Below are 22,316 nucleotides of genomic sequence, written 5' to 3'. Positions count from 1 at the left end.
CTCAATTACCTGCTTCTGTCTTCTTCGTAGTCGTCTGAGCAGGAGCGGCTGGCGTTGTGTTCTCTACCGGAGCCACGGCAGCTGCAGCAGCTGCGCGCTTCTTGCGCCAGTATGAACGTTCTGCCTTCATTTCTTCCGATGTCTTTGGTCCGGCTGGCGGTACAGTAAGCACCCAACCTGGTTGGATCACGTCAGGATTCTTGATCTTGTCCGTGTTCGCTTGCCAGATCTTTGGCCATTGGAACGGATCAGCATAGATCTCTTGACGTCCGGCGATATTCCAGAGGCAGTCGCGGTTTTCAGCCCACGTACCAACGGTATATCCCTTGATCTTCTTTTCGCGATAGAGACCCTTGATGTCGCGATGGAGAGATACGATACGATCATAGAATTCCGGAAGGATCGAGATCTGCTCGCGAGCAAGTTCATTGAGGCTACGCTCAAGACCCTTGACCTCATCTTGACGATCTGCGAGTTGGTCATCGGAGAGGCGTTGCATCTCACGAACGCGACCTTCGATCTGGCCGAGGCGCTGACGGAACGAGTTCACGTCTGCTTCTGTGGCACCTACGAGAGCGTAGATGTCATCGTTGCACTTCTTCAGAGCCGTTACAGCAGTGGCGAGATCGCCTTCTGCCTTCATGATGTCAGCGCGTACGGCATCGAGCTTTGCTTTTGCCGTGGCATTCTGACCTTGAAACTGCATGATGCGCGCGTCGGCTTCATCACACGTGAGTTCTTCGTCAACCTTGCTTGCTGGTGGCGGAGGTACTTGCTGTGCAAATGCAGGAGCAAGGAAGCCACAGAACAGAGCGATAAGAAGGAAATTCTTCATAGTAGTTCAGGTCCTTTCGTGGCTTACTTCTTTTTTGGAGTTGGTGCTGGTTCTGGTGTTGGTTCCGGGGCGTTCGGATCCCAGTCAGGCCACACATTCGGCCACTTTGCCTTCTTTTCCTGGACAAACGAGAGGCGTTGATTGCAGTTCCGGACCTCGCCTTGACGGCTATTGAGTTCGCCTTGAATGCGCGAACGGTCCGACTCTGACTTCTGAATATCCATCGCGAGCTGCTTTTCATCTGTGCGCAGCTGACGGATCTGTGCTAGCTGCTCGTCCTTGATCTTGCAGGTGCACGACGTAAGTACGAGCGCCGTACTGATTGTGGCCAGTGCCACAACGGCGCCGTTCCATTTTTTCATACGTCCTCCTTCGAATTGCTGGATACGTGAATTTGCTATTGTCCCATGTTGACATTTCAGACCCGCATAAGACTCCCCACGGTCTGATCATGTTCCAAATATACGGGGATACTACGTAAGGAACACATTATTGACGATTATCTATCCATATAGAAGGGGCAGTAACCCTGATAGGAGAACTCCTATCTTTGCTGTCCCATCAAATCGAACATGGACCGAACTAGATATGTCTACACCCCTCGAAAAATCTTACACCCCATCGGCCTCTGAACAGCATTGGTACGATGTATGGCAACGTACCGGCATCACAAGGTCTGCCCCATCGGAGAAACAGCCGTATTCGATCCTCATGCCCCCTCCAAACGTGACGGGGATCCTGCACTTGGGCCATATCCTGAACAATACGCTGCAGGATATGTACATCCGTTGGGCTCGCCTTTCCGGCAAGGAATCTTGCTGGTTTCCGGGTCTGGATCATGCCGGGATCGCAACGCAGACAAAGGTTGAACAGGAACTGAAGAAAGAGGGAGTCTCCCGACATGACCTGGGCCGTGACCAGTTCATCGGAAGGGTTTGGGAGTGGAAGGAGAAATACGGCGGCTTTATTCTTAAGCAGCTTCAGACCCTGGGCGTCTCCTGCGACTGGGATCGAACCGTCTTCACGATGGATGAGCATGCTACTGAGGCTGTTCGCGACGTGTTCATCTCGCTCTTCGACGAAGGTCTGATCTACAGAGGGAAGCGGATCATCAATTGGTCGCCCGTTGCTCAAAGTGCACTCAGTGATGAAGAGGTGATCTTCAAAGAGGTGAAAGAGCACCTCTATACCCTTCGCTACCATCTCGAGGATGGATCGGGGACACTTCTCGTTGCCACTGTACGGCCAGAGACGATCTTCGCGGATGTTGCTGTTGCCGTCAATCCAAAGGATGCTCGGTATGCACACCTGATCGGCACGAACGTCATCGTCCCGCTTGGAGGACAGGCCATTCCGATCATCGCAGACGACTATGCAGATCCTGAATTCGGTACCGGATGTGTGAAGATCACGCCGGCTCACGATCCAAATGACTTCGAGATCGGCACACGTCACGGTCTCGCAATGCCATCATGTATCAATGCCGACGCCACGCTGAACGATCTGGCGGGTGTTTTCAGCGGCCTTGATCGATTTGTTGCTCGCCGTAAGGTCGTAGCCGCACTCGAAGAGCAAGAACTCCTCGAAAAGAAGGAAGACTACACACACAACGTCGGGTTCAGTGAACGCGGCGGTGAGGCTGTTGAACCCTACCTGAGCGATCAGTGGTTCGTACGGATGAGCCCCCTTGCAAAACCTGCCTTGGACGCCGTTGTGGACGGACGGATCAAGATCCACCCTGAGCATTGGGTACGCACCTATGAACACTGGATGTCGAACATTCGAGATTGGTGTATCTCCCGTCAGCTTTGGTGGGGACACCGCATCCCAGTGTTCTATGCAGAGGACGGAGGTTTCACCGCAGCTCGTACATCGGAAGAAGCGATCGAAAAACTAGGCCTTGATAAGGGGGCTGTCCTCACGCAAGACCCGGACGTACTAGATACCTGGTTCTCGTCATGGCTTTGGCCAATGACAACGATGGGATGGCGCGGTCCGGCAATGCATGACAATAGTGCCGACAGCGAGAGCGAACGGCTGATGAAGTATTATCTGCCAACGAATCTCTTGGTGACAGGACCGGACATCATCTTCTTCTGGGTGGCACGGATGATCATGGCCAGCCTCAAGTTCCGCAACGAGATCCCGTTCCGAGATGTGTACTTCACGTCCATCATACGCGATGCCAAGGGACGGAAACTCTCGAAGTCACTAGGGAACTCACCCGATCCATTGGAAGTGATCGGGAAGTACGGCTCGGATGCTGTGCGATTCACGATGATCTACCTAGCGCCGATGGGCTCGGACGTTCGACTTGATATCGACGAGAAGACGCAAGACGTTCCTTCAATGGAGCTCGGACGAAACTTTGGGAACAAGGTCTGGAACGCGTGTCGCTTCCTACAGATGAAACAGGGCGAGATCGCAGGTGGTAGCGCTGATACTGATGGTGCTGACGCCTATGAATTGTCCACTGCAGACAGATGGATCGCATCGCGATACAACACAACTGTAAAGCTTGCCACACAGGCATTGCAGGATTATCGCATCACAGAATATTCCAAGATCCTGTACGATTTTATCTGGAGAGACTTCTGCGATTGGTACGTTGAGATCGTGAAGGTAGAGTTCGCCCAGGCCACGTCTGACGCACAACGCACGGCTCTTCTGGCACATGCATTCCGGATCATTGAAGGCACTATCACGCTCCTACATCCGGTGATGCCATTCCTCACCGAAGAGCTGTGGCATGGTCTGTTCGATAAGGGGGCAGAGGAATCCATCTCAACCACCACCGCACCGGTGGCAGATGCCTCCAAGATCGATGCCGAGGTGGAGTCACGTTTCGAAGTCCTTCAGAACGTCGTAGAGGGCGTACGCCGTCAGCGCGCTGAAATGGGGATCCCTCCGGGCGAGAGACTTGATGTACATATGAACGTACCAGACGCAATGGTTGAATTCTTCCGTGAACAGGCACCTACGATCACGTCCCTTGGTCGTTGTGCCGATCTGGTCATAGGTGCGGGTGTTGAAAAGCCGGCTGGATCCGTTGCTGATGTAGTACGCGGGATCGAGATCTTCCTGGTAGTAGCGGGCAAGGTGGACATGGAAAAGGAGCGCGCTCGCCTTACGAAGGAAGTTGAACGTTTGCGTAACGCCGTGGCCGGAGTTGACAAGAAGTTGAGCAATGCTTCGTTTGTGAGTAATGCGAAGCTTGAGGTAGTAGAAGCAGAACGTCAGAAACAGCGCGATTGGTCAGATGCGATCGCAAAGATCGAACGCAACCTTGCATCCCTTTGAGCCAAAACATGACCACCTATATCATTGAACCACTCAGAACTCCGGTAGGGAAGTATGGCGGAGCGTTAAGCTCTGTGCGACCAGATGATATGGCCGCAGACCTCTTGCGCGTGTTGGTTGAGCGCACGGGTCTCGATCCTTCATCCATCGATGATGTGATCCTTGGTTGTGCCAATCAAGCGGGTGAGGATAACCGGAACATCGCTCGGATGGTGGCATTGTTGGCAGGCTTGCCGGATACCGTGCCTGGCGTAACGGTGAATAGGCTTTGCGCTTCGTCGCTTGAGGCCGTTATCCAAGGAATGCGGGCTATCGCTTCGAATGAAGCGGACATCATCATTGCCGGCGGTGTAGAAAGTATGTCCAGAGCCCCCTACAGCCTTCCAAAGAATGTGTCGGGTGCTGCAACATTCGGCAATCTCACTGCCTACGATACAGCTCTGGGATGGCGTTATCCCAACCCGAAGATGGAAGCAATGTTTCCGCTCGAGGTGATGGGCGAGACAGCGGAGAATATCGCGGAACGGTGGAGCATCAGCCGAGAGGATCAAGATGCCTTTGCTGTACGTTCTCATGCCCGAGCTGTGCAAGCGCAGGATTCCGGTGTCTATGATGATGAGATCGTTTCTGTGACAATTCCGCGTCGCAAGGGAGATCCGATCGTAGTATCACGCGATGAGATGCCTCGCCGAGATACTTCGGCAGAGTCACTGTCAGGACTCAAAGCCGCGTTTCGCAAGGGCGGAACGGTTACAGCAGGAAATTCATCGGCACTCAATGATGGTGCTTCGATGATGATCCTCGCCAGTGAAAAGGGGCTTGAATCACAACCGATTCTCAAGGGTCGAGTTATCGCGAAGATCCTCCACTCCGGTGCTGTGGGTGTAGATCCGCGGATCATGGGCATCGGCCCGGTTGGTGCTATCCGCAAGGCATGTGAACGAAGCGGTCTGGCAGTTGGAGATCTTGGGTTGATTGAGATCAACGAGGCATTCGCATCGCAGTCTCTTGCATGTATTCGTGAGCTAGGTGTGGATCCGGAGATCGTCAATGTCAACGGCGGAGCCATTGCTATCGGTCACCCACTTGGCATGAGTGGAGGCCGCATCCTTGGGCACCTCGTCCGCGAAATGAAGCGCAGGAATGTGCGTTATGGTGCTGCAGCACTATGCATCGGGGTGGGGCAGGGACTGGGGATCGTTGTAGAGTCTGTGGGGTAGGGCTTCTACGCATCTTCACGTAGTAAACCCTATACGAATCACGTACTTCCACGACTTGAAACCCCCAGGTCTTCGAGGCAACTTTGTTGTTGCCCGTGCCAAACCTTCTACATCAGACCAGCGTTCCGAGTACATTCGACAAGCTTCTGACCGATACCGGTCACGAAGCCTTGCTCCTGCATGCACCCAGCGGAGTGATCCACTTTGCTAGCCCATCAGCCTCCGCTGTTTTGGGTATGCCTGCTGTCCAAGGGAAGAACCTTCTGGACCTCCTCCATCCGGATGATGCAGAATTCGTGGGCACCGCGTTCCGTGATGCAGTGATCCGAGGAGCCCCTTTCATGCCACGAACGGTGCGTCTTGGTCAGCGGCATATGGTTCTGATGACCATGCCGGTAAAGGACATGAAGGGCTCTGTGATAGAACTGCAGACCACCGTGCGCGACGTTTCGGAATATGTGGCGTTACGCGACCAGATCGTTGTTCAAGATGCCGTTGCGGCCGCAACAAGTGAAATGGCCAAGGTCGGTGGATGGCGTCTTGAAGTTGCCACGAACGAATTGTTCTGGACTGCAGAGACGCGTAGGATCCATGAAGTACCGGATGACTACGAACCAACGGTAGAGTCGGCGATCGGGTTCTATGCAGAAGGCTACAGGCAAGTGATACGAGACGCTGTGAATATGGCGATCGAAAGTGCCATTCGTCAGGATATCGAATTGCCGCTGATCACGTATTCTGGGCGGCATATCTGGGTTCGTGTAAGTATCATGCCCGAAGTGCTGGACGGTTCAGTTGTGAGAGTGTACGGGGCATTTCAGGATATCACAGAGCACCATGTGCGCGAGGCTCAGCTGAGTACGTTGGTCAGCGAATTGACGAAACAGCGTGATCAGCTTGAAGAATTCGCCTATGTGATCTCGCACCACCTGCGCGGCCCGGTTGGGAACATTGTTTCGCTGCTCGACGTGCTCGGTACTGATGATAGTGAAGAGAGCTCCGAGGATACGATCAAGCACATAAAGGAGAGTTCTAAACTCTTGCTTGACACACTGGAAGATCTCACGAACGCCATTATTGTGCGTCATGAAGACATCCCGAATCTCGAACGCCTGCAGATCGAAGAAGTAGTTACTGAGGTCGCCGAAGGTCTTGGCGACATGATCCGCGAGTCTGGTTCGAAGATCACGACCGATGTCCATTCGCTCCCTGTGATCGAGTACCCAAGGTCCTACTTAGAGACGATCATTCGTCAGCTTATCACCAATTCCATTCGCTTCGCCGCACCTGGGCGTCCGCCTCGGATTCGGATAACAGCATCAGCTGACGCAAACGGTCAGTTCCTGGAGATCAGCGATAACGGACTAGGTATCGACCTTGATAAGTACGGTGAGAAGATCTTCAAGATCAGAACATCCTTCCACCGCGGTTCTGCCGGCAGGGGAGTTGGACTTTTCCTCGTAAAGACCATCGTTGAATCCATGGGTGGAAGTGTGACCGTACATAGCATCATTGATAACGGGACAACCTTCCGGATCAATTTTGCACCCATGAGTAACGAAGGCGAGATCTGATGCCATCGTCACTCCTCATAGCCCTTGTTGACGATGATCGCGTGTACCAGTTCACTACCGAGCGCATGTTGATGCGGATCGATGGTGATGTTCGGTTCAAATGGTTCAAGGATGGTGAGGAAGCTCTCGGTTATTTGGAGAGCCATGCGGGTGAACCGGACGTGCTGCCGGACATGCTGATCCTGGATATCAACATGCCGTTCATGGACGGCTGGCAGTTCCTAGACGCCTTTCATACAAAAAAGGCCAATCTCTCGAAGAAGATCGATATCTACATGATCTCCTCGTCGGCCGACGACCGTGACCAAACGCGGGCCAAGAGTTACGGAGACGTTACCGACTATCTCGAAAAGCCGATCACCACGGACCTGCTGCGATCGCTCCTCGATAGATACAACGAACGGTACGATAGCTGATTCTGAGCGCCTGTTCTGCGTTATATTTGCCAGGTCGTTTCACATCTATCGCTCAGGAAAAGGCATGTACGCAGCTCCCAACATCGTCCTCCCGATCATTCAGGACATTCACAAGGTGGATGTTTATGAATCTCATGGCGGTTACAAGGCCTATCGCAAGGCATTGACCATGACGCCTGACCAGGTAACGGATGAAGTAAAGCGTTCCGGTCTTCGGGGTCGTGGCGGAGCCTGCTTCCCAACTGGTCTTAAGTGGTCCTTCATGCCAAAGGGAAATGAGAAGCCCAAGTACCTTGCCATCAACGGTGACGAATCGGAGCCGGGTTCATTCAAGGATCGTCAGATCTTTGAACAGAACCCTCATCAACTGATCGAGGGCATCCTCATTGCCGGATATGCAATGGGCATTGCAAAGGCATTCATCTACATCCGAGGTGAATATCATAAGTGGGTAGAATGCATGCAGACAGCCGTGGATGAAGCCTATGCAAAAGGATTCCTCGGCGAGCGGATGAAGCAGACCTTTGGTGGTGACTATACCATCGATATCGTGGTTCATAAGGGGGCAGGTGCCTACATCTGCGGTGAAGAAACCTCGCTCATGAATTCGCTTGAAGGCGATCGTGCCTATCCGCGGTTCAAGCCGCCATTCCCTGCGAATAAGGGGCTTTGGGGAATGCCAACCACGATCAATAATGTTGAGACCATTGCAACTGTTCCTGCGATCCTTTCGATGGGAGCAGAAGCCTATGCAGCCATTGGCGCGCCGGGACATTCCGGTACGATCCTCTACGGAGTAAGCGGCCATGTGGTAAAGCCGGGCGTGTACGAACTCCCAACTGGAACCCTGCTCACAGACATCATCCACAACGTTTGCGGCGGAGTCCCGGGCGGTAAGAAGGTTAAGGCCGTCATTCCTGGTGGTTCATCGATGCCTCCGCTACGCGGCGACGAACTCGAAGGGGTTCGTATGGATGAAGAATCGCTGAAGAAGATCGGTACCCACATCGGTACTGCAGGCATCATGGTCATGGACGAAGACACAGATATCGTTGCCGTTACGTTGCGGATCGCAAGATTCTATCATCACGAGTCCTGTGGGCAGTGTACTCCGTGCCGAGAAGGTTGCGGCTGGATGGAAAAGGTCTTGCATCGTTTCCATCACGGAGAAGCGGTATCATCAGACATCGATCTGCTCTATAACGTCGCATCGAACATTGAAGGCAACACGATCTGTGCACTGGGAGACGCTGCAGCGTGGCCGGTGAAGGGCTTCATCGAGAAGTTCCGTGATGAGTTCGAGGCACGCTGTCGCCCAAGCCGTTCCTTGGTATCCCTGAATGTTGTCCATGGACGTCGCAGTTCGGCATCGACACTTGTCAAGACGTTGTCGTAACAGACCTCCATCATGCGTATCGGCATCATTGGCGGCTCATTCAATCCAATCCATATCGCTCATCTGATCATCGCTGATCGTTTCAGCGATCAGATGGAGCTTGATGAGTGTGTCTTTGTGCCGGCAATGCAATCGCCGTTCAAGGTTCGGGGTGCTACGTTGGCCTCACCGGAGGACAGACTTGCAATGGTGAGACTTGCAACGGTACAGCATCCGAAGTTCCATGTCAGCGATGGTGAGATCCGGCGTGGCGGTGTATCGTATACGATCGATACCATACGTGACTTCGCACAAGAACGTCCGGGTTCAGAGATCTGCCTTCTCATAGGAAGTGACCAAGCCGTTGAGTTTGTCCGGTGGCGCGAATGGGAGCATATCTGCAGAGAGGCGCAGCTGTGTATCGTACGTCGCCCCTTCCTCCTCACTCCGGAGATGGAAGAACGAATGACCGAGACACTCACCGTTGACGGACGTAAACCCGTATGGATCGGCGCTCCATTGCTTGAGATATCGTCCACCGATATTCGAAACCGAGTGGCAGCAGGGAAGAGTATTAACTACCTCACTGTGAAGGCCGTACGGGATCATATCGAAGAGATGGGGCTATACAGGTGACGCGGCCGATGGTGATGACTGGTCGGGTCGTAACAAATGTGTTGTTGACGATCGTAGCACTGGGAATGATCGCACCAATGGCATGGATGGTGGTTACCTCACTACGTGCGAATCCCGAACAGTATGGAACGCTCAGTGAGATCCTTGGAGCGGCAACCACGTTTGATAACTATGCAGACGCATGGCGGTCCGATAATTTCCTTCGGTACTTTCTGAATTCACTGCTAGTAGCAACGGTGGTAACCGCAGGCAATGTTCTTTTCTGTCTATGGGCAGGATATGCCTTTGCTCGACGGCGGTTCAAAGGCAGGGCATTGCTTTTCGCAACCATCCTAGGTGTATTGGTTGTGCCACAGCAAGTGATCATGATCCCGCTCTATCGGCTCATGGCTGAATTAGGCTGGATCAATACCTACTGGGCTTTGATCGTTCCGTGGCTCGTTACTCCGTTCGGGATATTTCTTGTTCGACAGTATGTTGAGTCGATGCCCTCTGAGATAGAAGACGCAGCTCGCATTGATGGTGCAGGCGAATGGTACATCATGTTCCGTGTGGTTATGCCGCTTGCACGTCCGGTACTCACAGTATTGGCTATCTATACGTTCCTATCTAACTGGAATTCATTCCTGTTCCCATTTCTGTTCACGAATGATGAAGCGCACCGAACCCTACCCGTTGGTCTTGCTTTTTATCTAGGAAAACAATCCATCGATTGGGGTCACCTCATGGCTGGTGCCAGCATCGCAGCCTTGCCTATTCTAGGTCTCTTTGTAGTCTTTCAGAAAAGGATCATTGAGGGACTTACAGCAGGTGCGTTGAAGGAATAGTTTCACCTATCTTTGCCCGATGTTTAGCATACCCTCTACTCAACGTCAATCCTCTGTGATGACGCATCCGATCGCCATGAGTATTTATGGTGCATTGGTATTGATGGCGATGACGCAGGTGCGGATCGCATTGCCATTCACACCGGTTCCAATCACGGGGCAGACCTTTGCCGTGATCCTCTGGCCATTGCTCTTTGGACGAACTATCGGACTTGGTTCGATCGGTATCTATCTCACAGCCGGAGCCCTTGGCCTACCGGTCTTTGCAGGCTTCACAGCACTTGTTGCACTCTGGGGCCCAACATCGGGCTACCTGATCGGATTCATCGCAGCAACTGCCATCGTTGGAAGTATGCGAGATAGCGGCGTAACCAAAAAGCCCCTTGGAGCATTGTCGGCGATCATCCTTGCAACCGCAGTGATCCTCTCAAGTGGTGCACTCGTCCTCGGACAGTTCGTTGGGTATTCCAACGTATGGATGATGGGTGTCGCTCCATTTCTGCTTGGTGACGTGGTGAAGACCATTCTTCTTGTGATATCAGCTCGGATCGGAAGATGGAACACGCAGAACTGAAATTGCTTGCGAGCATGATCGCAGACGAGGTAGAGAAGAGGCACAACGCGGACCTTGCTCCGAAATGGCAACATGCGATAGTGATCTTCAAGCCGTCTCATCCTGAACTCAAGCAGCATGAGATGTCGATGGAACGATTCATGCAAAAGATTGTTATGATGCGAGATAATCTTCGCGTGATGGAACAACAGATCAATGCGAATAAGGGGCTTGAGGTTGGCGAAAAGATCAAGTTACAGGGATACATCACACGGATCTACGGATCGTTGACATCCTTCAACTTCATGTTCGATAACGACGACGATAAATTCCGCGGCAGCGGAGAGTGAATTCACTCAAGGAGGATTCGTGCAAATGATTCGATACGTACTTGTCAGTTCATTGATGCTGATTGCGCACTTTGGACTAACAGCACAGACACTCGGAACAGAGTCTGGTGGATTCTATTACCCGGAGAAACTCGAAACCTGGGATGTGAAATCCGAATTTGACATTCTGTTTGCCCGCGTACCATACGATGTGGTAGAAGAGGCGCAAACCTATCGTTGGCCGCTCTTCTCGTTACGTGGACTGATGGGTCTTCCGGAAAACTTCGCACTTGAAGGAACGTTTTCAACCGATATCGTCATGTTCAATGCCACGATCGGTCCGAAGTGGAGATACGACTTTACAGAGAAGTTCCATGCCTATTTGGGATGGGATGTTTCGTGGTTCGGAGGTCGTGTCAATCAAGAACAGTTTGACCAATCTGCCTACGGCTGGTTAACCTATCCGAATCTCTCCATGGGATATCAGTTTGGTAGAGTCCTTGTAACGCTAAAAGGCGAACTCAACTATCTGATCCAGTTGAGCGGACGGACCGGACAGATCGAAACATCTTACCTAAGCAGTGCCTTCAACGGATTCACGATTGCAGCCTTCGTTGAGCAGCCGCTATGGAAGGATCAATATGTGATCATTGGTCTGCGCGGAAACACGATAAAGTTCTATTATCCAACGTGGATTTTGGCGCCAACTTTCGACAAGTATTACTTCGTTCCTGAAGCCGTATTGGGGATCAGATTATGAAACACCTTCGATTCATTTCAGCATTATGCATGGCTTTGCTCGCATTTGGGTGCGACGAGTCGGGTATCATCAAGCCACCGGATGTTCCCCAGGATTTCATAAGTCAAACACGCCCCCTTACCGAAGAGCAGGAACATCTGATGGATGGCGTGTATGCCGTTGATACAGGGAATGAGATGTTCGGAGACTCTGTAGCGATTCGACGCTCGGGCGATAAGATCACCATCTACACTGGGAAGAAGTCGGGCTTCATGGTGCTCCAGGTAGGGAACCTCGATTCAGTGATCCTCATGGTAGGATACTGGAAGTACCAGAATTCAAATGAAACAGGTCTTGTACAAGGGTACATTGAACGAGAAGAGGGTGGGGCATGGATCATGAACAATGGTGTTGGTGAACGCCCTGCGAAGATCGAGATCCGTGCTTCCCTCGGTGAGGGAACTTCTGCACCAACCGTCCCACTTCGTTTCCATTATGTGAGGCCATTCAGTGCAAAGGCCATCGCTGATCTCGACAATTTCATTCTCATTGGTCACCGGTGCGGAGGTCGGATGTCGGATGGAATCCGTCATTCTGAGAACACGATTGAAATGGTTCGTGAGTCAGAGGAGATCGGATGTAATGGCGTTGAAGTGGATATTCGAAAGTCCAAGGACGGGGTTCTGTTCTTGTATCACGACGGTTCCATCAACCCTCGTCTGGTGAGAAAGAATACCCTGGTTGGCGCAACAGAGGACTATACATGGCCTGTACTTTCATCTGAGATCACCCTGATCCATGGCGAAAAGATGCCTACACTCGAGGCCTTTCTTGATGCCGTGATCGACCAAACCAAGGTGGTTTTCGTGTATCTCGATACGAAGTCTGTAGGGAAGGGAATCATCGCTGATATGATCCCGATCGTGAAGAAGGCTCAAGATCGTGCGGATGCTATCGGACGCAATGTCAAGATCTACATCGGTATCCCAAACACTGATCTTTTGGACGAACTCAAAGCGATTCCGAACTACCAAGATCTGCCAACGTTGATCGAGACATCTCCGGACGACTGCGAGGCCGTGAACGGTAAGGTATGGTCGCCACGTTGGTCAGATGGTACGCAGAATGAAACAGTGGCGAAGATGCAGTCTCAGGGACGGAGAGTTGTGACCTGGACAGTAGATCCCCCACAATACATCCGTGAGTATCTTTTTCAAACTAGCGGTCGGTTCAATGGCTTTCTCTCGAATTACGCCATGTACGCTCGTTTTAACCTTCTGATGCAATGAACAACATGAAGAACATTCTCATCGTGGCGTTCGCATTGGTCGCAGTTGGCCACGCAGGAGCTAAAACCGATAGTCTCTACACAGTAGAAGGGATTCTCGGAGGGGGCTATGTGTACAACATGTCCGTCTTTCCATACGGGGTAGACGGCCTCTCACGCAACGGTCTCAATGGATATGCTCGGATGATGTGGAGTCCGGAACATATGCTTGACGTGGGTCTTGAGATAGGATACACAAACCTCTATCGTATCGATCCGGCGGCCAGCACAGCTGTAGAGTATTCATCTCTGAATGCATATCCGCTCTTCCTTGTGTTCTCGATGCACCCAATGGACAACTTTGGAGTTTCTGCTGGATTCGGAACCGCGATTCTCTCCTCAGTTGTTGATGATCGCGAATCCGTAACCGCAGTCACAACAGCAAGTACGGCTGTCTTCCTTGCATTAGAGTACATGTGGCCTGTAGCCGACAGGGTGCGAATTGGAGGTGAAGCGCGCTTCTCATCGTACGACAGATTCCGCGATAAGAACTTCTCGTTGAATCTTGTGTTGGCATATTCGCTGATACGGTATTAGGAATAGCGAATAGAGAATAGCGAATAGAGAATAGCGAATGGAGAATAGCGAATGGAGAATAGCGAATAGAGAATAGCGAATAGCGAATGGAGAATAAAAAAGAAAAGCCTGATCGTGAGATCAGGCTTTCTTTTTTACGGGATGCGGGACCGACGGGGCTCGAACCCGCGACCTCTGCCTTGACAGGGCAGCGCTCTAACCAGCTGAGCTACGATCCCGTGACCGTTACGCAGTGGACCCAAGCGGGATCGAACCGCTGACCTCTTGAATGCCATTCAAGCGCTCTCCCAGCTGAGCTATGGGCCCGTTCACGAAAAACGGAACGCGAATATAGGGAGTTTGCCCGATATGGCAAAGAAGCGATATCCACAGACACTACGATTTACTGCTGAAAATGACTACGTATTTCTAACTACTTCTTACCTTCGCGCACATGCTCTGATCTTGAGTACACGTTCTTGAGGGAAATATGAAGAAGTGGTTCGTCTTGGCACTGCTCTCGCTGTGCAGCCTGCTGTCTGTTCGTGCGCAGGTAACGATCTCTGCTACGCAAGGTTTTGGTCCATTCCCGCAGGGCCAAACGCGGTCAAACACGTTCTCAATATCGGGCCTTCAGCCCGGTGTTGGGCTCGATAGCGTGATGTTCCAGGTGACCGCAGGCACGGGTACATCCACTCAGACCCTTGCCTATCAGCGCTCGGCGGCGAATTCATTCGTGGTAGACATGGCTATCCTGCCATGGCAACCAACACCGCAGATAACAGCCGTTGCCTTCCTGCGAAATCAGTATTCGAAGTACTCAACAACGATCTCAAAGCAGATACAGATCTCTGCACCGATCATCAATCTCACGTCAACAGACAACTTTGGTCCGGTGATCGTGGGCAGGCCGCATTCGGCCACGTTCACAGCCTCATCGTTGCCGGCAGGAACTACCCGCGTAACGTTAACCGTGACGGACCAGGGGGGACAGATCATTGCTCAGGCGGATACATCAGGAGCCTCGCTAACATCGGCGCGACTCAATTTCTCTTCTACACTCTACCCGGGGCAGTTGCGCGTTAATGCCCTTGTGCGTTATCCAACAGAGCCCACAAATGGCTATGTGCTCCAAAAGATCATCACGGATTCCTTGATACGTCCAACGGTTTTGGCTTCCCAGGGTTTTGGTCCATTCAAACCTGCAGTTCACCTCACCAATACCTTCATTGTACAAGGTCTTGGCCCAGGTTGTACAACGCTCCAATGGATCATTCAGTACAAGACGCCAACCGGATACATCCGTCAGCCGGTATCTATCACGCGGGCGTATGATGCTGTCAAGGACTCGATGCACTTCGTCTATGACATGCGAAACGTGAGTCCGAATTCAACACTCCGCGTGTTGGCGAAGTATGGTGCTGGGCAATTCTTGACCGCTGAATCAGACTATTCGCTAACTGTGCCCACTTCGGTAAAGCCACCACGGTTCCGGATCAATGATTCGATCCCGTTACGCTATGGCATATCGAAGGTCGACACGATCATGCTGGACAGTCTGCCCTCACGGATCACGAAGGCCATCCTTACGCTTACCGATATCTACGGCCATTCGATCGCTACCAAGACGTTTGATGCACCAACGGGGACATACATCGACTCTACATGGATCGTCTTCAATGTGAATCAGCTCCCGCCATCAACGGCGATCCTTCGTGCTGAATTCCAGAATGACATGAGTGATGACAATGCCGAATACGACTATGAGATCGAAGTGCGAGACACATCCAAGGCATTCCTGTTCGCAGATTCTTGGGGGCCGTTCGTACAGAGTGATTCGGCCACCATCACACCGGGAGTGACGTACCTCAAACCGATCTCAGGTCCGCCACCAACGGCTGTGTTCGGGAGATTCAGCGTTGTTGATACAACCGATCCCACTGTTGCGATCGTCCGTTCGCCCCTTCTCTTGATGACCGGTATCACCAATGCAGACACCATGTTGTATTGGCCGGACAGCTCGTATGTTTTGGGATCTACCTCGTACGGACGAGCCCTCATTCGTACGGATGTGCTGCCCTTGACTTCCATCGTTCTTTTTGAACGACTTGTGGTGCGGGGTTCGGATACAACCGTGGAGAGTTCGGTTTCTCATCCGATCATCATGTTGCCTTCACCAGGAACCCTTTCTTCCAACAAGGGATATGGTCCGTTCGTCGTAACCCGACCAACCCCGGTTACGTTCACAATGTCGAACCTGCCGATGAACGCATCGAAGGTCCGATTCGCCGTTTCCGGTACGTCCGATATAACTCCGGTCGATCAGTCAGAAGTGACAGTTCCAGCAGGAACGACCTCCGTTGAATGGACCACAGACGTTGGGAATCTTCCCGTGAATGCCCAGTTGTGGGTGTGGGTGGTCACTCCAACATCATCTGATAATGGAACATTGCTCAGACGTGCCTTGAACACCATTCCGGACACATTGTCTGTACAGTTCACCGCTCGTATTGATACGATTGGTCTGGATTGGAGTGTTCAACAGAATACCAACGTCATCACAGGCCCAAAATCGTATTCTACGATGATGACGTTCTCAAAGATCCCTGCTCAGACAAAGACCATCCAGGTCTTGAGTGTGAATGAGCAGAGCGGAGTTACGGATACCACGAGTGTCCAGATACCATCAACGATCGACTCAACCACCACAGGTTTGCCGTATCGTCTAGGGTATGATCCCGGACTCAGCGTGCAGGTACCATTCTCGTTCCGTGCCTTCAATACACAGTCAATTCAAGTCCGATATCTCTCCGATGGCGGCCCGCGTGACGGTGTGCGTTACACACGCCCCGTTGTGATGAAGATGCCGAACCTGTCCTTCACAGCGAAGAAGATGGACGTAACAAAACGTCCGCCGGCTGTGGACCCAACGCCTATTCGGCAGGGATCCACGGACATCGTTGATCTCGATGTGCGCTGGGCTCCGAACGGAACAGCTTCTTTGAATACGGGGCTTGCTAGCGGACTGAAGATCGACTCGGTGATCTTCCGAGCACGTGATTGCTCAGGACGTGTGGTAGACCAAGGACATGTCACTCCGTCGCCAGCTCTTGTGATGAACGGTGTTGCTGCAGACTCTTCCTACGTAGTGACCAAACTCCCGCTTTCAGTTGCATCGGTGGAGTTGCAGTTGTATTCAAAGTCCTTGACCTTCCCCAATGAAGGTGTCTTGGTCAGCACGCCGTTGACGGTGATACCATTCCCGCAGTTTAATGCACCGTATGGATTCTCGTATCCTACGTTCCGAGTACTTGACTCCACAACGGCGTCGCTTCCACAGCGATTCTACCTCACAAACGTCGACGGCATTCAAGAGATCGATTCCACGCGATTTGTTGACAAGAACGGCGTCACGCGATACGTGTTTGCGATGCAGATACCATCCAACGACACCATACATTATCCAACGTTCGATGTAAACACTCTCGATGCGAATCTCGCACCGTATACGATCGTGGGAAAGGTACGCTCCGACCTCTGCAACGTGCAACGCTCGTATACGCAGACGCTCGCAACGTTTGATATGCCGCGAGTACTTGCCGATCCACCGCAACGCAACTGGGTGTACTCATCACTCGGATGGGGACCATTCCGTCAAGGACGAGCACCAACCACGGTCTTCCGTGCAAACTTCGATCCGGCACAGTTCATCACAACTAGGTCCGAGATCGGGGACAGTCTTCGTGTCAGCATCGCTGGTATCAACAAGGACGGACCATTCCAGGACGCTACACCGGCCGTGTATTCGTTCCCGAATGCTACTGCACTGCCAACACATGTGAATGCCGGGGCCAGTGTGAACCTCAACCCGTACGATACCTCGTCTTCGATCGCACTCCACGTGGTCTGGATCAGGAAATCCTCTGCAGGTGTCACAACAGCACTGGATAAGTTCTATCCATTCCCGATCACCATGATCGAGTTTCCTGATCAGCCGATCGTTATGAACAAGACTGAGTTCGAGCAGTCTGTTCTTGCCGGTTCATCGAGTGCTCCGGTGATGCAGGACTCCTTGAAGTTCTCTATGAAGGCTGCCTCGATCGCGATCGACTCGCTGACGTTTGCCTATTACAATTCGGTGGGCGTAAAACTCGATACCTTCCGCGTGACACCGACAAACATCAACACGGTCGATACGACGTCAATATTCGCCTATGCTCGAGACGTAGCACAATTCAAGTGGCCCGATATCGCTCGGAATCAGGGACACGTTTCCGTTCGCATTGGCTATGTATTCCAAACGGCTACACGTCCTACCAAGATGCAGTACACAGCATTCGACATCGAACCGCATGCCGAATGGCTGAACGGAAGTGTTGCAACACTCAATGGGACGGCCACTCAGACCACGGTTCCGATCAAGGTCGTGATCCCGATGCCGTCATCTACATTTGGCGTGATCATTCCGCTGTTCAATGAGATCGTCTTTGGAATTCCTTTGGACGAGTCGAATCGCCCCCTCAATGTGACTGTTGATGCTCTATACAATCGAACGACCAAGGGCTTCTCTTTCGCTGGTCCGGTCGATGAACAGAACTGCCATTGGCCGCCTACTATCACACTGTTCGGTGGGGTCAACTTCTCTTACAACGTCACTGCAGATGATGGTACAAAGTCGGGAGAGTTTGAAGCCATACGTGCCTTCGAAGAGTCGGACGGCATTCCATTGCGTGAACTTCGCGTCCGTGCGTTGTATTCATCGAGTTTCAGTGCCAATGGCGTTGGCATGGTGTCGTTCATCAACGAAATGGCCAAGGTGATCGGTGATATCATCGGGGACGCAGAGGACGAGGAGACTGGTGGTGTAGTTGAACTCAAGCCGATCTTCTCTCTTGGTGGCGGAACACAGCAGATCTCTGTTGTCAACCTTGCTACCAATGAGTCGGGCGCACTTCAAAACACCAGCACCGTTCCAAGCGTTCGTGATCCCGAAGCAGCGAATCTCATGCCATCCAGTCAGGCTGTTGGTATAAATGTCTCAGGTGGTGGTGGCCTAGAATTGAGCTTTATCAAGGGGCTTGCCGGGATCAGTGCATCCATCTCCGTCAATGATCTCATCGCAACAGGGGAGGTCTACAGCGGGATCGTAAACAATGTGACACGTCAGTACTACGTACCGACACTGAATCCGAGTGTGTGGTTCACGCTGGAGCTCTCGCTTCTTTGGGGTCTTATTAAACTCGATCTGTTCAAGGGTCGACTCTATTCCTGGACGTCGCCCTATACCATGCCATCCTTCCCGATCTACAGCGAAAGCTGGGAATCGATCTTCAAACCGAGATTTAAGCAGGAATCAGGAGATCGTCCACAGGTCTCTGAACCGATCGCTGAGCTTCCTGCAGAAACACCATACTACCGTCCTAGTCCGGCACTCGCCGCAAATGACAGTGCCCTGGTGGCTGTATGGGTAGAACATGCAGAGCTGGATAACTCGGGTACACTTGTTATCGGTGCTCTCGATCGCTCAGCACACCAGTTCTCGCGGACAGGAACAATCGCTAGAAATCGCAATGGTATCCATGATCCATCGGTAACGTTGGTTGGAACCAATGGAGATGCTTTGGTTACCTGGACTCAGAATGACCGCAATGCCGGTGACGTAGAGAATGGAGAGAGCGTTGGCACGCTGCTTCGTTCTGAGAACGTTCATGTTGCCTTCTTCGATGCCGCAGTTGGCGGTGTTACGAACACCTTCAAGGTTGCAGATGCGTCGGGCAATCGAATGGATGGCAATGTTCAGATCGCTGTTGCTCCGGATGGAACAAATGCCATGGCTGTATGGGCAAGCATGGAGCCGTCGGCCTCGTCTACGGACATCACCGGTGCTCGACTCTTCCGTGTGAATGGGAAGTGGGAGATGGGTGATCCTCGCACGATCGCTACAACTTCGGGACTTGATCGTGACCTATCGATCGGAGTCCTTGCCGATGGAACGTATCTCATCTCATGGATAAATGAGAATGGGCAGAATGGCTCGTCGGATGCGCGGTTCGTATCGAGCACCGAAACTGCATGGTCTACACCTGTGGTTGTTGCATCATCGAACGGATCAATGGCGATCACCGACATCGATATGTCCGTGGCCGGTAATCGTGCGATCATGCTGGTTGCAAAACACGACATCAAGGACACAACCGAGGTAGAGAGAGTTCTGTCTTCCTACGTCTATGAAGCAGGCTCCTGGTCCCAACCGACTGATGTTGATCTCGGAGATGGTAAGGGGTACATTCGACACCTTGATGTATCGTTCAACGCAGAAGGAGAGCTCTTTGCAGCCCTTGATCTGTATGACAGAACATCTCCATCAACGGGCCAACGGAGTTTCATCACCCTATCAGGCTCATCACCATCAGCCCCTTCTTCATGGAAACGTGAGAGAGACAATCCGGTGGTAGTTGATCGCAACAATGCTTCGTGGCATATGCGGTCGACCATTGGACCTGACAACACCTACTACACCCTTGGACAAGAGCTCGATACGATCGCCGGCAATGTTCAGGTCTATCGCAACGGCATTCAGGTAGGTCCGCAACGACTGAACATGGTGCTTCGTGCGGTACGTCAGAATGCAAATGGTGACCTTGTTGAACGCCGATTCGGTGGCCAACCAACGTCTGTGGATGACGGCGAGGCAGAACGTGTAGAGCGAGATCTCCGCTATCGTCCGTACCTGCTTGATCCGGCTCCGAACCCGGCACATGAAGCAAGTCTTATCCCTGTAGCCGTTCAGGTCCCATCCCACATCACGATAGTGTTGAAAGATGCTGTTGGACGTACGGTGTCAACATTGTTCGATGGCCAACTTGATAAGGGGATCCACGGAGTGACCGTCACCGTGGACACTCTTTCGTCAGGGACATACTTCGTTGTGATGACGGATCAGACAGGCATGATCTCATCGGTACCATTGACCGTGGTTCAATAGTCAACGCAAGAACTGAAGGTCACACCAACGCCGATACAGTCCGGCATGTGCGAGTAACTCCTCGTGCGTGCCGGACTCTTGTATTGTACCACCAGCATACACAAAGATCCTATCGCATGTGCGAACTGTACTCAGTCTATGAGCGATGATGATCGTTGTACGATCAGACATCAGGCGTTCAAGGGCTTCTTGTATCAAACGCTCACTCTCGGCATCAAGTGAACTTGTCGCTTCATCCAAGATCAAGATCGGTGGATTCTTCAACAGGGCGCGGGCGATCGCCACACGCTGACGTTGTCCACCGCTGAGTTTGATACCGCGCTCGCCAACAAGTGTCTTGAATCCCTCAGGGAACTTCTCTATGAAGTCCAAGGCATTCGCTCCTCGGGCTGCTTCACGAACTTCTTCGTGCGTAGCATCCGGTCTGCCATATCGTATGTTGTCCTCGATCGACCCTCCAAAGAGCACGATGTCCTGCGGAACCACGCCGATGTTCCGTCGCACCTGCGCAAGAGTGAATTCCGAAGCTGGCCTTCCATCGTAAAGGATGGTGCCGCTCGTTGGTTCATAGAGACGTTGCATCAAGGCCGCTGTAGTTGACTTGCCGGCACCGCTTTCACCAACGAAGGCCACACGCTGTCCATTCTCAACTGCTAGCGATATCCCCGTTACCACTGATATCTCTGAGCGTTCCGGATACGAGAACTGAACATCGCGGAGTTCGATCGAAGAGAGCGTGATAGGGGGCGCATCTTCTCCGACATCTTCGATGGGTTCGTCGAACAGCTCGCGGATCCGCACCGAAGCTCCAAGGGATTTCTGGATCTGCCCGAATAACTCAGCAAACGATCCCAACGCTCCACCAACGAACATTGCATACATGAGGAAGGACAACAGTTGTCCCATCGATACTTCATGGGATGCTACCAGCTTTGCTCCGTAGAGGATCACAGCAGCGATACCCCCGAAGATGGTGAAGATGATGAAGGTCACGAAGATCGCACGAAGTCGGGCCCCTGAGATGGCTAACGTGACGTTCTCATGCAAGGCTTCATCGTACCGACCGGACTCGTAGCGTTCTTGAACGTAGGACTTTACGGCATTGATGCTCTGTAGTGTCTCATCCACGATCGTTGACGTACGTGCCAGTGCATCCTGCGTCTTTGTACTCAACTTCCGTATGCGACGTCCTATCAGAACTGCAGCTCCTACTACAATTGGAGTTCCAACGAGGATTGGTATCGTGAGTTGTACGCTTGTCATTAGGATCAGAGTGATCGATCCAATGAGAAACACACTCTGTCGCAAAAGCTGAAGGATCGAGAATGAGAACGTCTCCTGGATCTGTGTTAGATCACTGGATAATCGAGACGACAACTCACCAACACGACGGGTGGTTAGGTGCGAGAGCGGGAGCTTCACGATGTGATGAAAGAGATTTCCTCGTAAGGTTGCGATCACACGCTCTGTTGTTCGAGCCATCGTCACGGAAACGAAGTATCCTACGAATGCCTGCAACGACAGTAGTCCAAGAAAGATTCCACCAGTCTGCAACAACTCAGACGGAGCATCGCTACTGATGATCCTATCGATGATCGTTCCCGTGAGTGCCGGAAAGGCCAGACTGATACCACTGCTTGGGATCATGAACACAAGTGCTGTGATCATTCGTCCAGCATACGGC

General features: G+C 52.2%; 16 protein-coding genes and 2 tRNA genes. 13 read left to right on the top strand and 5 right to left on the bottom strand.

What is annotated here, in order from left to right; all coding sequences use genetic code 11:
• Position 1: 1 nt before the first annotated feature.
• The gene (locus IPI29_07595) at positions 2–835 is read right to left on the bottom strand and encodes a LysM peptidoglycan-binding domain-containing protein (protein ID MBK7412400.1); all 834 of its coding nucleotides are present in this window, start codon (positions 833–835) and stop codon (positions 2–4) included.
• 23 nt (positions 836–858) lie between these two features.
• Complete coding sequence (locus IPI29_07590) at positions 859–1,197, bottom strand: hypothetical protein (protein ID MBK7412399.1); 339 nt, start codon at positions 1,195–1,197, stop codon at positions 859–861.
• Between the two features lie 226 nt (positions 1,198–1,423).
• On the opposite strand from IPI29_07590, the gene IPI29_07585 reads away from it, so the two are divergent.
• The 12 genes from IPI29_07585 (at position 1,424) to IPI29_07530 (ending at position 13,668) form a co-directional block, all read left to right on the top strand.
• Entirely contained in the window at positions 1,424–4,135 is a 2,712-nt protein-coding gene (locus IPI29_07585; protein MBK7412398.1) for a valine--tRNA ligase, read from the top strand.
• Positions 4,136–4,143: 8 nt separating this feature from the next.
• Positions 4,144–5,355, top strand: a complete 1,212-nt coding sequence (locus IPI29_07580; protein MBK7412397.1) for a thiolase family protein — start codon at positions 4,144–4,146, stop codon at positions 5,353–5,355.
• Between the two features lie 95 nt (positions 5,356–5,450).
• The gene (locus IPI29_07575; GenBank protein ID MBK7412396.1) at positions 5,451–6,929 is read left to right on the top strand and encodes a PAS domain-containing sensor histidine kinase; all 1,479 of its coding nucleotides are present in this window, start codon (positions 5,451–5,453) and stop codon (positions 6,927–6,929) included.
• Positions 6,929–7,345, top strand: coding sequence for a response regulator (locus IPI29_07570; GenBank protein MBK7412395.1), 417 nt, complete (start codon positions 6,929–6,931; stop codon positions 7,343–7,345). The genes IPI29_07575 and IPI29_07570 overlap by 1 nt, the downstream gene beginning before the upstream one ends.
• Positions 7,346–7,409: 64 nt before the next feature.
• A complete protein-coding gene (gene nuoF, locus IPI29_07565; GenBank protein MBK7412394.1) occupies positions 7,410–8,741 on the top strand; it encodes an NADH-quinone oxidoreductase subunit NuoF in 1,332 nt (443 codons plus the stop codon).
• Positions 8,742–8,753: 12 nt separating this feature from the next.
• A complete protein-coding gene (nadD, locus tag IPI29_07560) occupies positions 8,754–9,356 on the top strand; it encodes a nicotinate (nicotinamide) nucleotide adenylyltransferase (protein ID MBK7412393.1) in 603 nt (200 codons plus the stop codon).
• 14 nt (positions 9,357–9,370) lie between these two features.
• Positions 9,371–10,183 (top strand): carbohydrate ABC transporter permease, encoded by an 813-nt coding sequence (locus IPI29_07555; GenBank protein ID MBK7412392.1) that lies wholly within the window; start codon positions 9,371–9,373, stop codon positions 10,181–10,183.
• 19 nt (positions 10,184–10,202) lie between these two features.
• Positions 10,203–10,757 (top strand): biotin transporter BioY, encoded by a 555-nt coding sequence (locus IPI29_07550; GenBank protein MBK7412391.1) that lies wholly within the window; start codon positions 10,203–10,205, stop codon positions 10,755–10,757.
• Entirely contained in the window at positions 10,739–11,086 is a 348-nt protein-coding gene (locus IPI29_07545) for a hypothetical protein (GenBank protein ID MBK7412390.1), read from the top strand. The genes IPI29_07550 and IPI29_07545 overlap by 19 nt, the downstream gene beginning before the upstream one ends.
• 25 nt (positions 11,087–11,111) lie before the next feature.
• Complete coding sequence (locus IPI29_07540) at positions 11,112–11,825, top strand: hypothetical protein (GenBank protein ID MBK7412389.1); 714 nt, start codon at positions 11,112–11,114, stop codon at positions 11,823–11,825.
• The gene (locus IPI29_07535) at positions 11,822–13,093 is read left to right on the top strand and encodes a hypothetical protein (protein MBK7412388.1); all 1,272 of its coding nucleotides are present in this window, start codon (positions 11,822–11,824) and stop codon (positions 13,091–13,093) included. The genes IPI29_07540 and IPI29_07535 overlap by 4 nt, the downstream gene beginning before the upstream one ends.
• 5 nt (positions 13,094–13,098) lie before the next feature.
• Positions 13,099–13,668 (top strand): hypothetical protein, encoded by a 570-nt coding sequence (locus tag IPI29_07530; protein ID MBK7412387.1) that lies wholly within the window; start codon positions 13,099–13,101, stop codon positions 13,666–13,668.
• A gap of 144 nt (positions 13,669–13,812) precedes the next feature.
• Here the strand turns inward: IPI29_07530 and IPI29_07525 are convergent.
• Positions 13,813–13,886, bottom strand: a tRNA-Asp gene (locus IPI29_07525).
• Positions 13,887–13,901: 15 nt separating this feature from the next.
• Positions 13,902–13,974 (bottom strand) — tRNA-Ala (locus tag IPI29_07520).
• A gap of 163 nt (positions 13,975–14,137) precedes the next feature.
• Between IPI29_07520 and IPI29_07515 the strand changes: the two genes are divergently transcribed.
• Entirely contained in the window at positions 14,138–20,632 is a 6,495-nt protein-coding gene (locus IPI29_07515) for a hypothetical protein (protein ID MBK7412386.1), read from the top strand.
• On the opposite strand, the gene IPI29_07510 is transcribed toward IPI29_07515, so the two are convergent.
• Entirely contained in the window at positions 20,633–22,300 is a 1,668-nt protein-coding gene (locus IPI29_07510) for an ATP-binding cassette domain-containing protein (GenBank protein ID MBK7412385.1), read from the bottom strand.
• Positions 22,301–22,316: the final 16 nt, after the last annotated feature.

Source organism: Ignavibacteria bacterium, assembly GCA_016707005.1.
Lineage (GTDB): Bacteria > Bacteroidota > Ignavibacteria > Kapaibacteriales > Kapaibacteriaceae > UBA10438.
The sequence above is the reverse complement of the archived record's forward strand: the minus strand, read 5'-3'. Positions and strand labels throughout refer to the sequence as shown.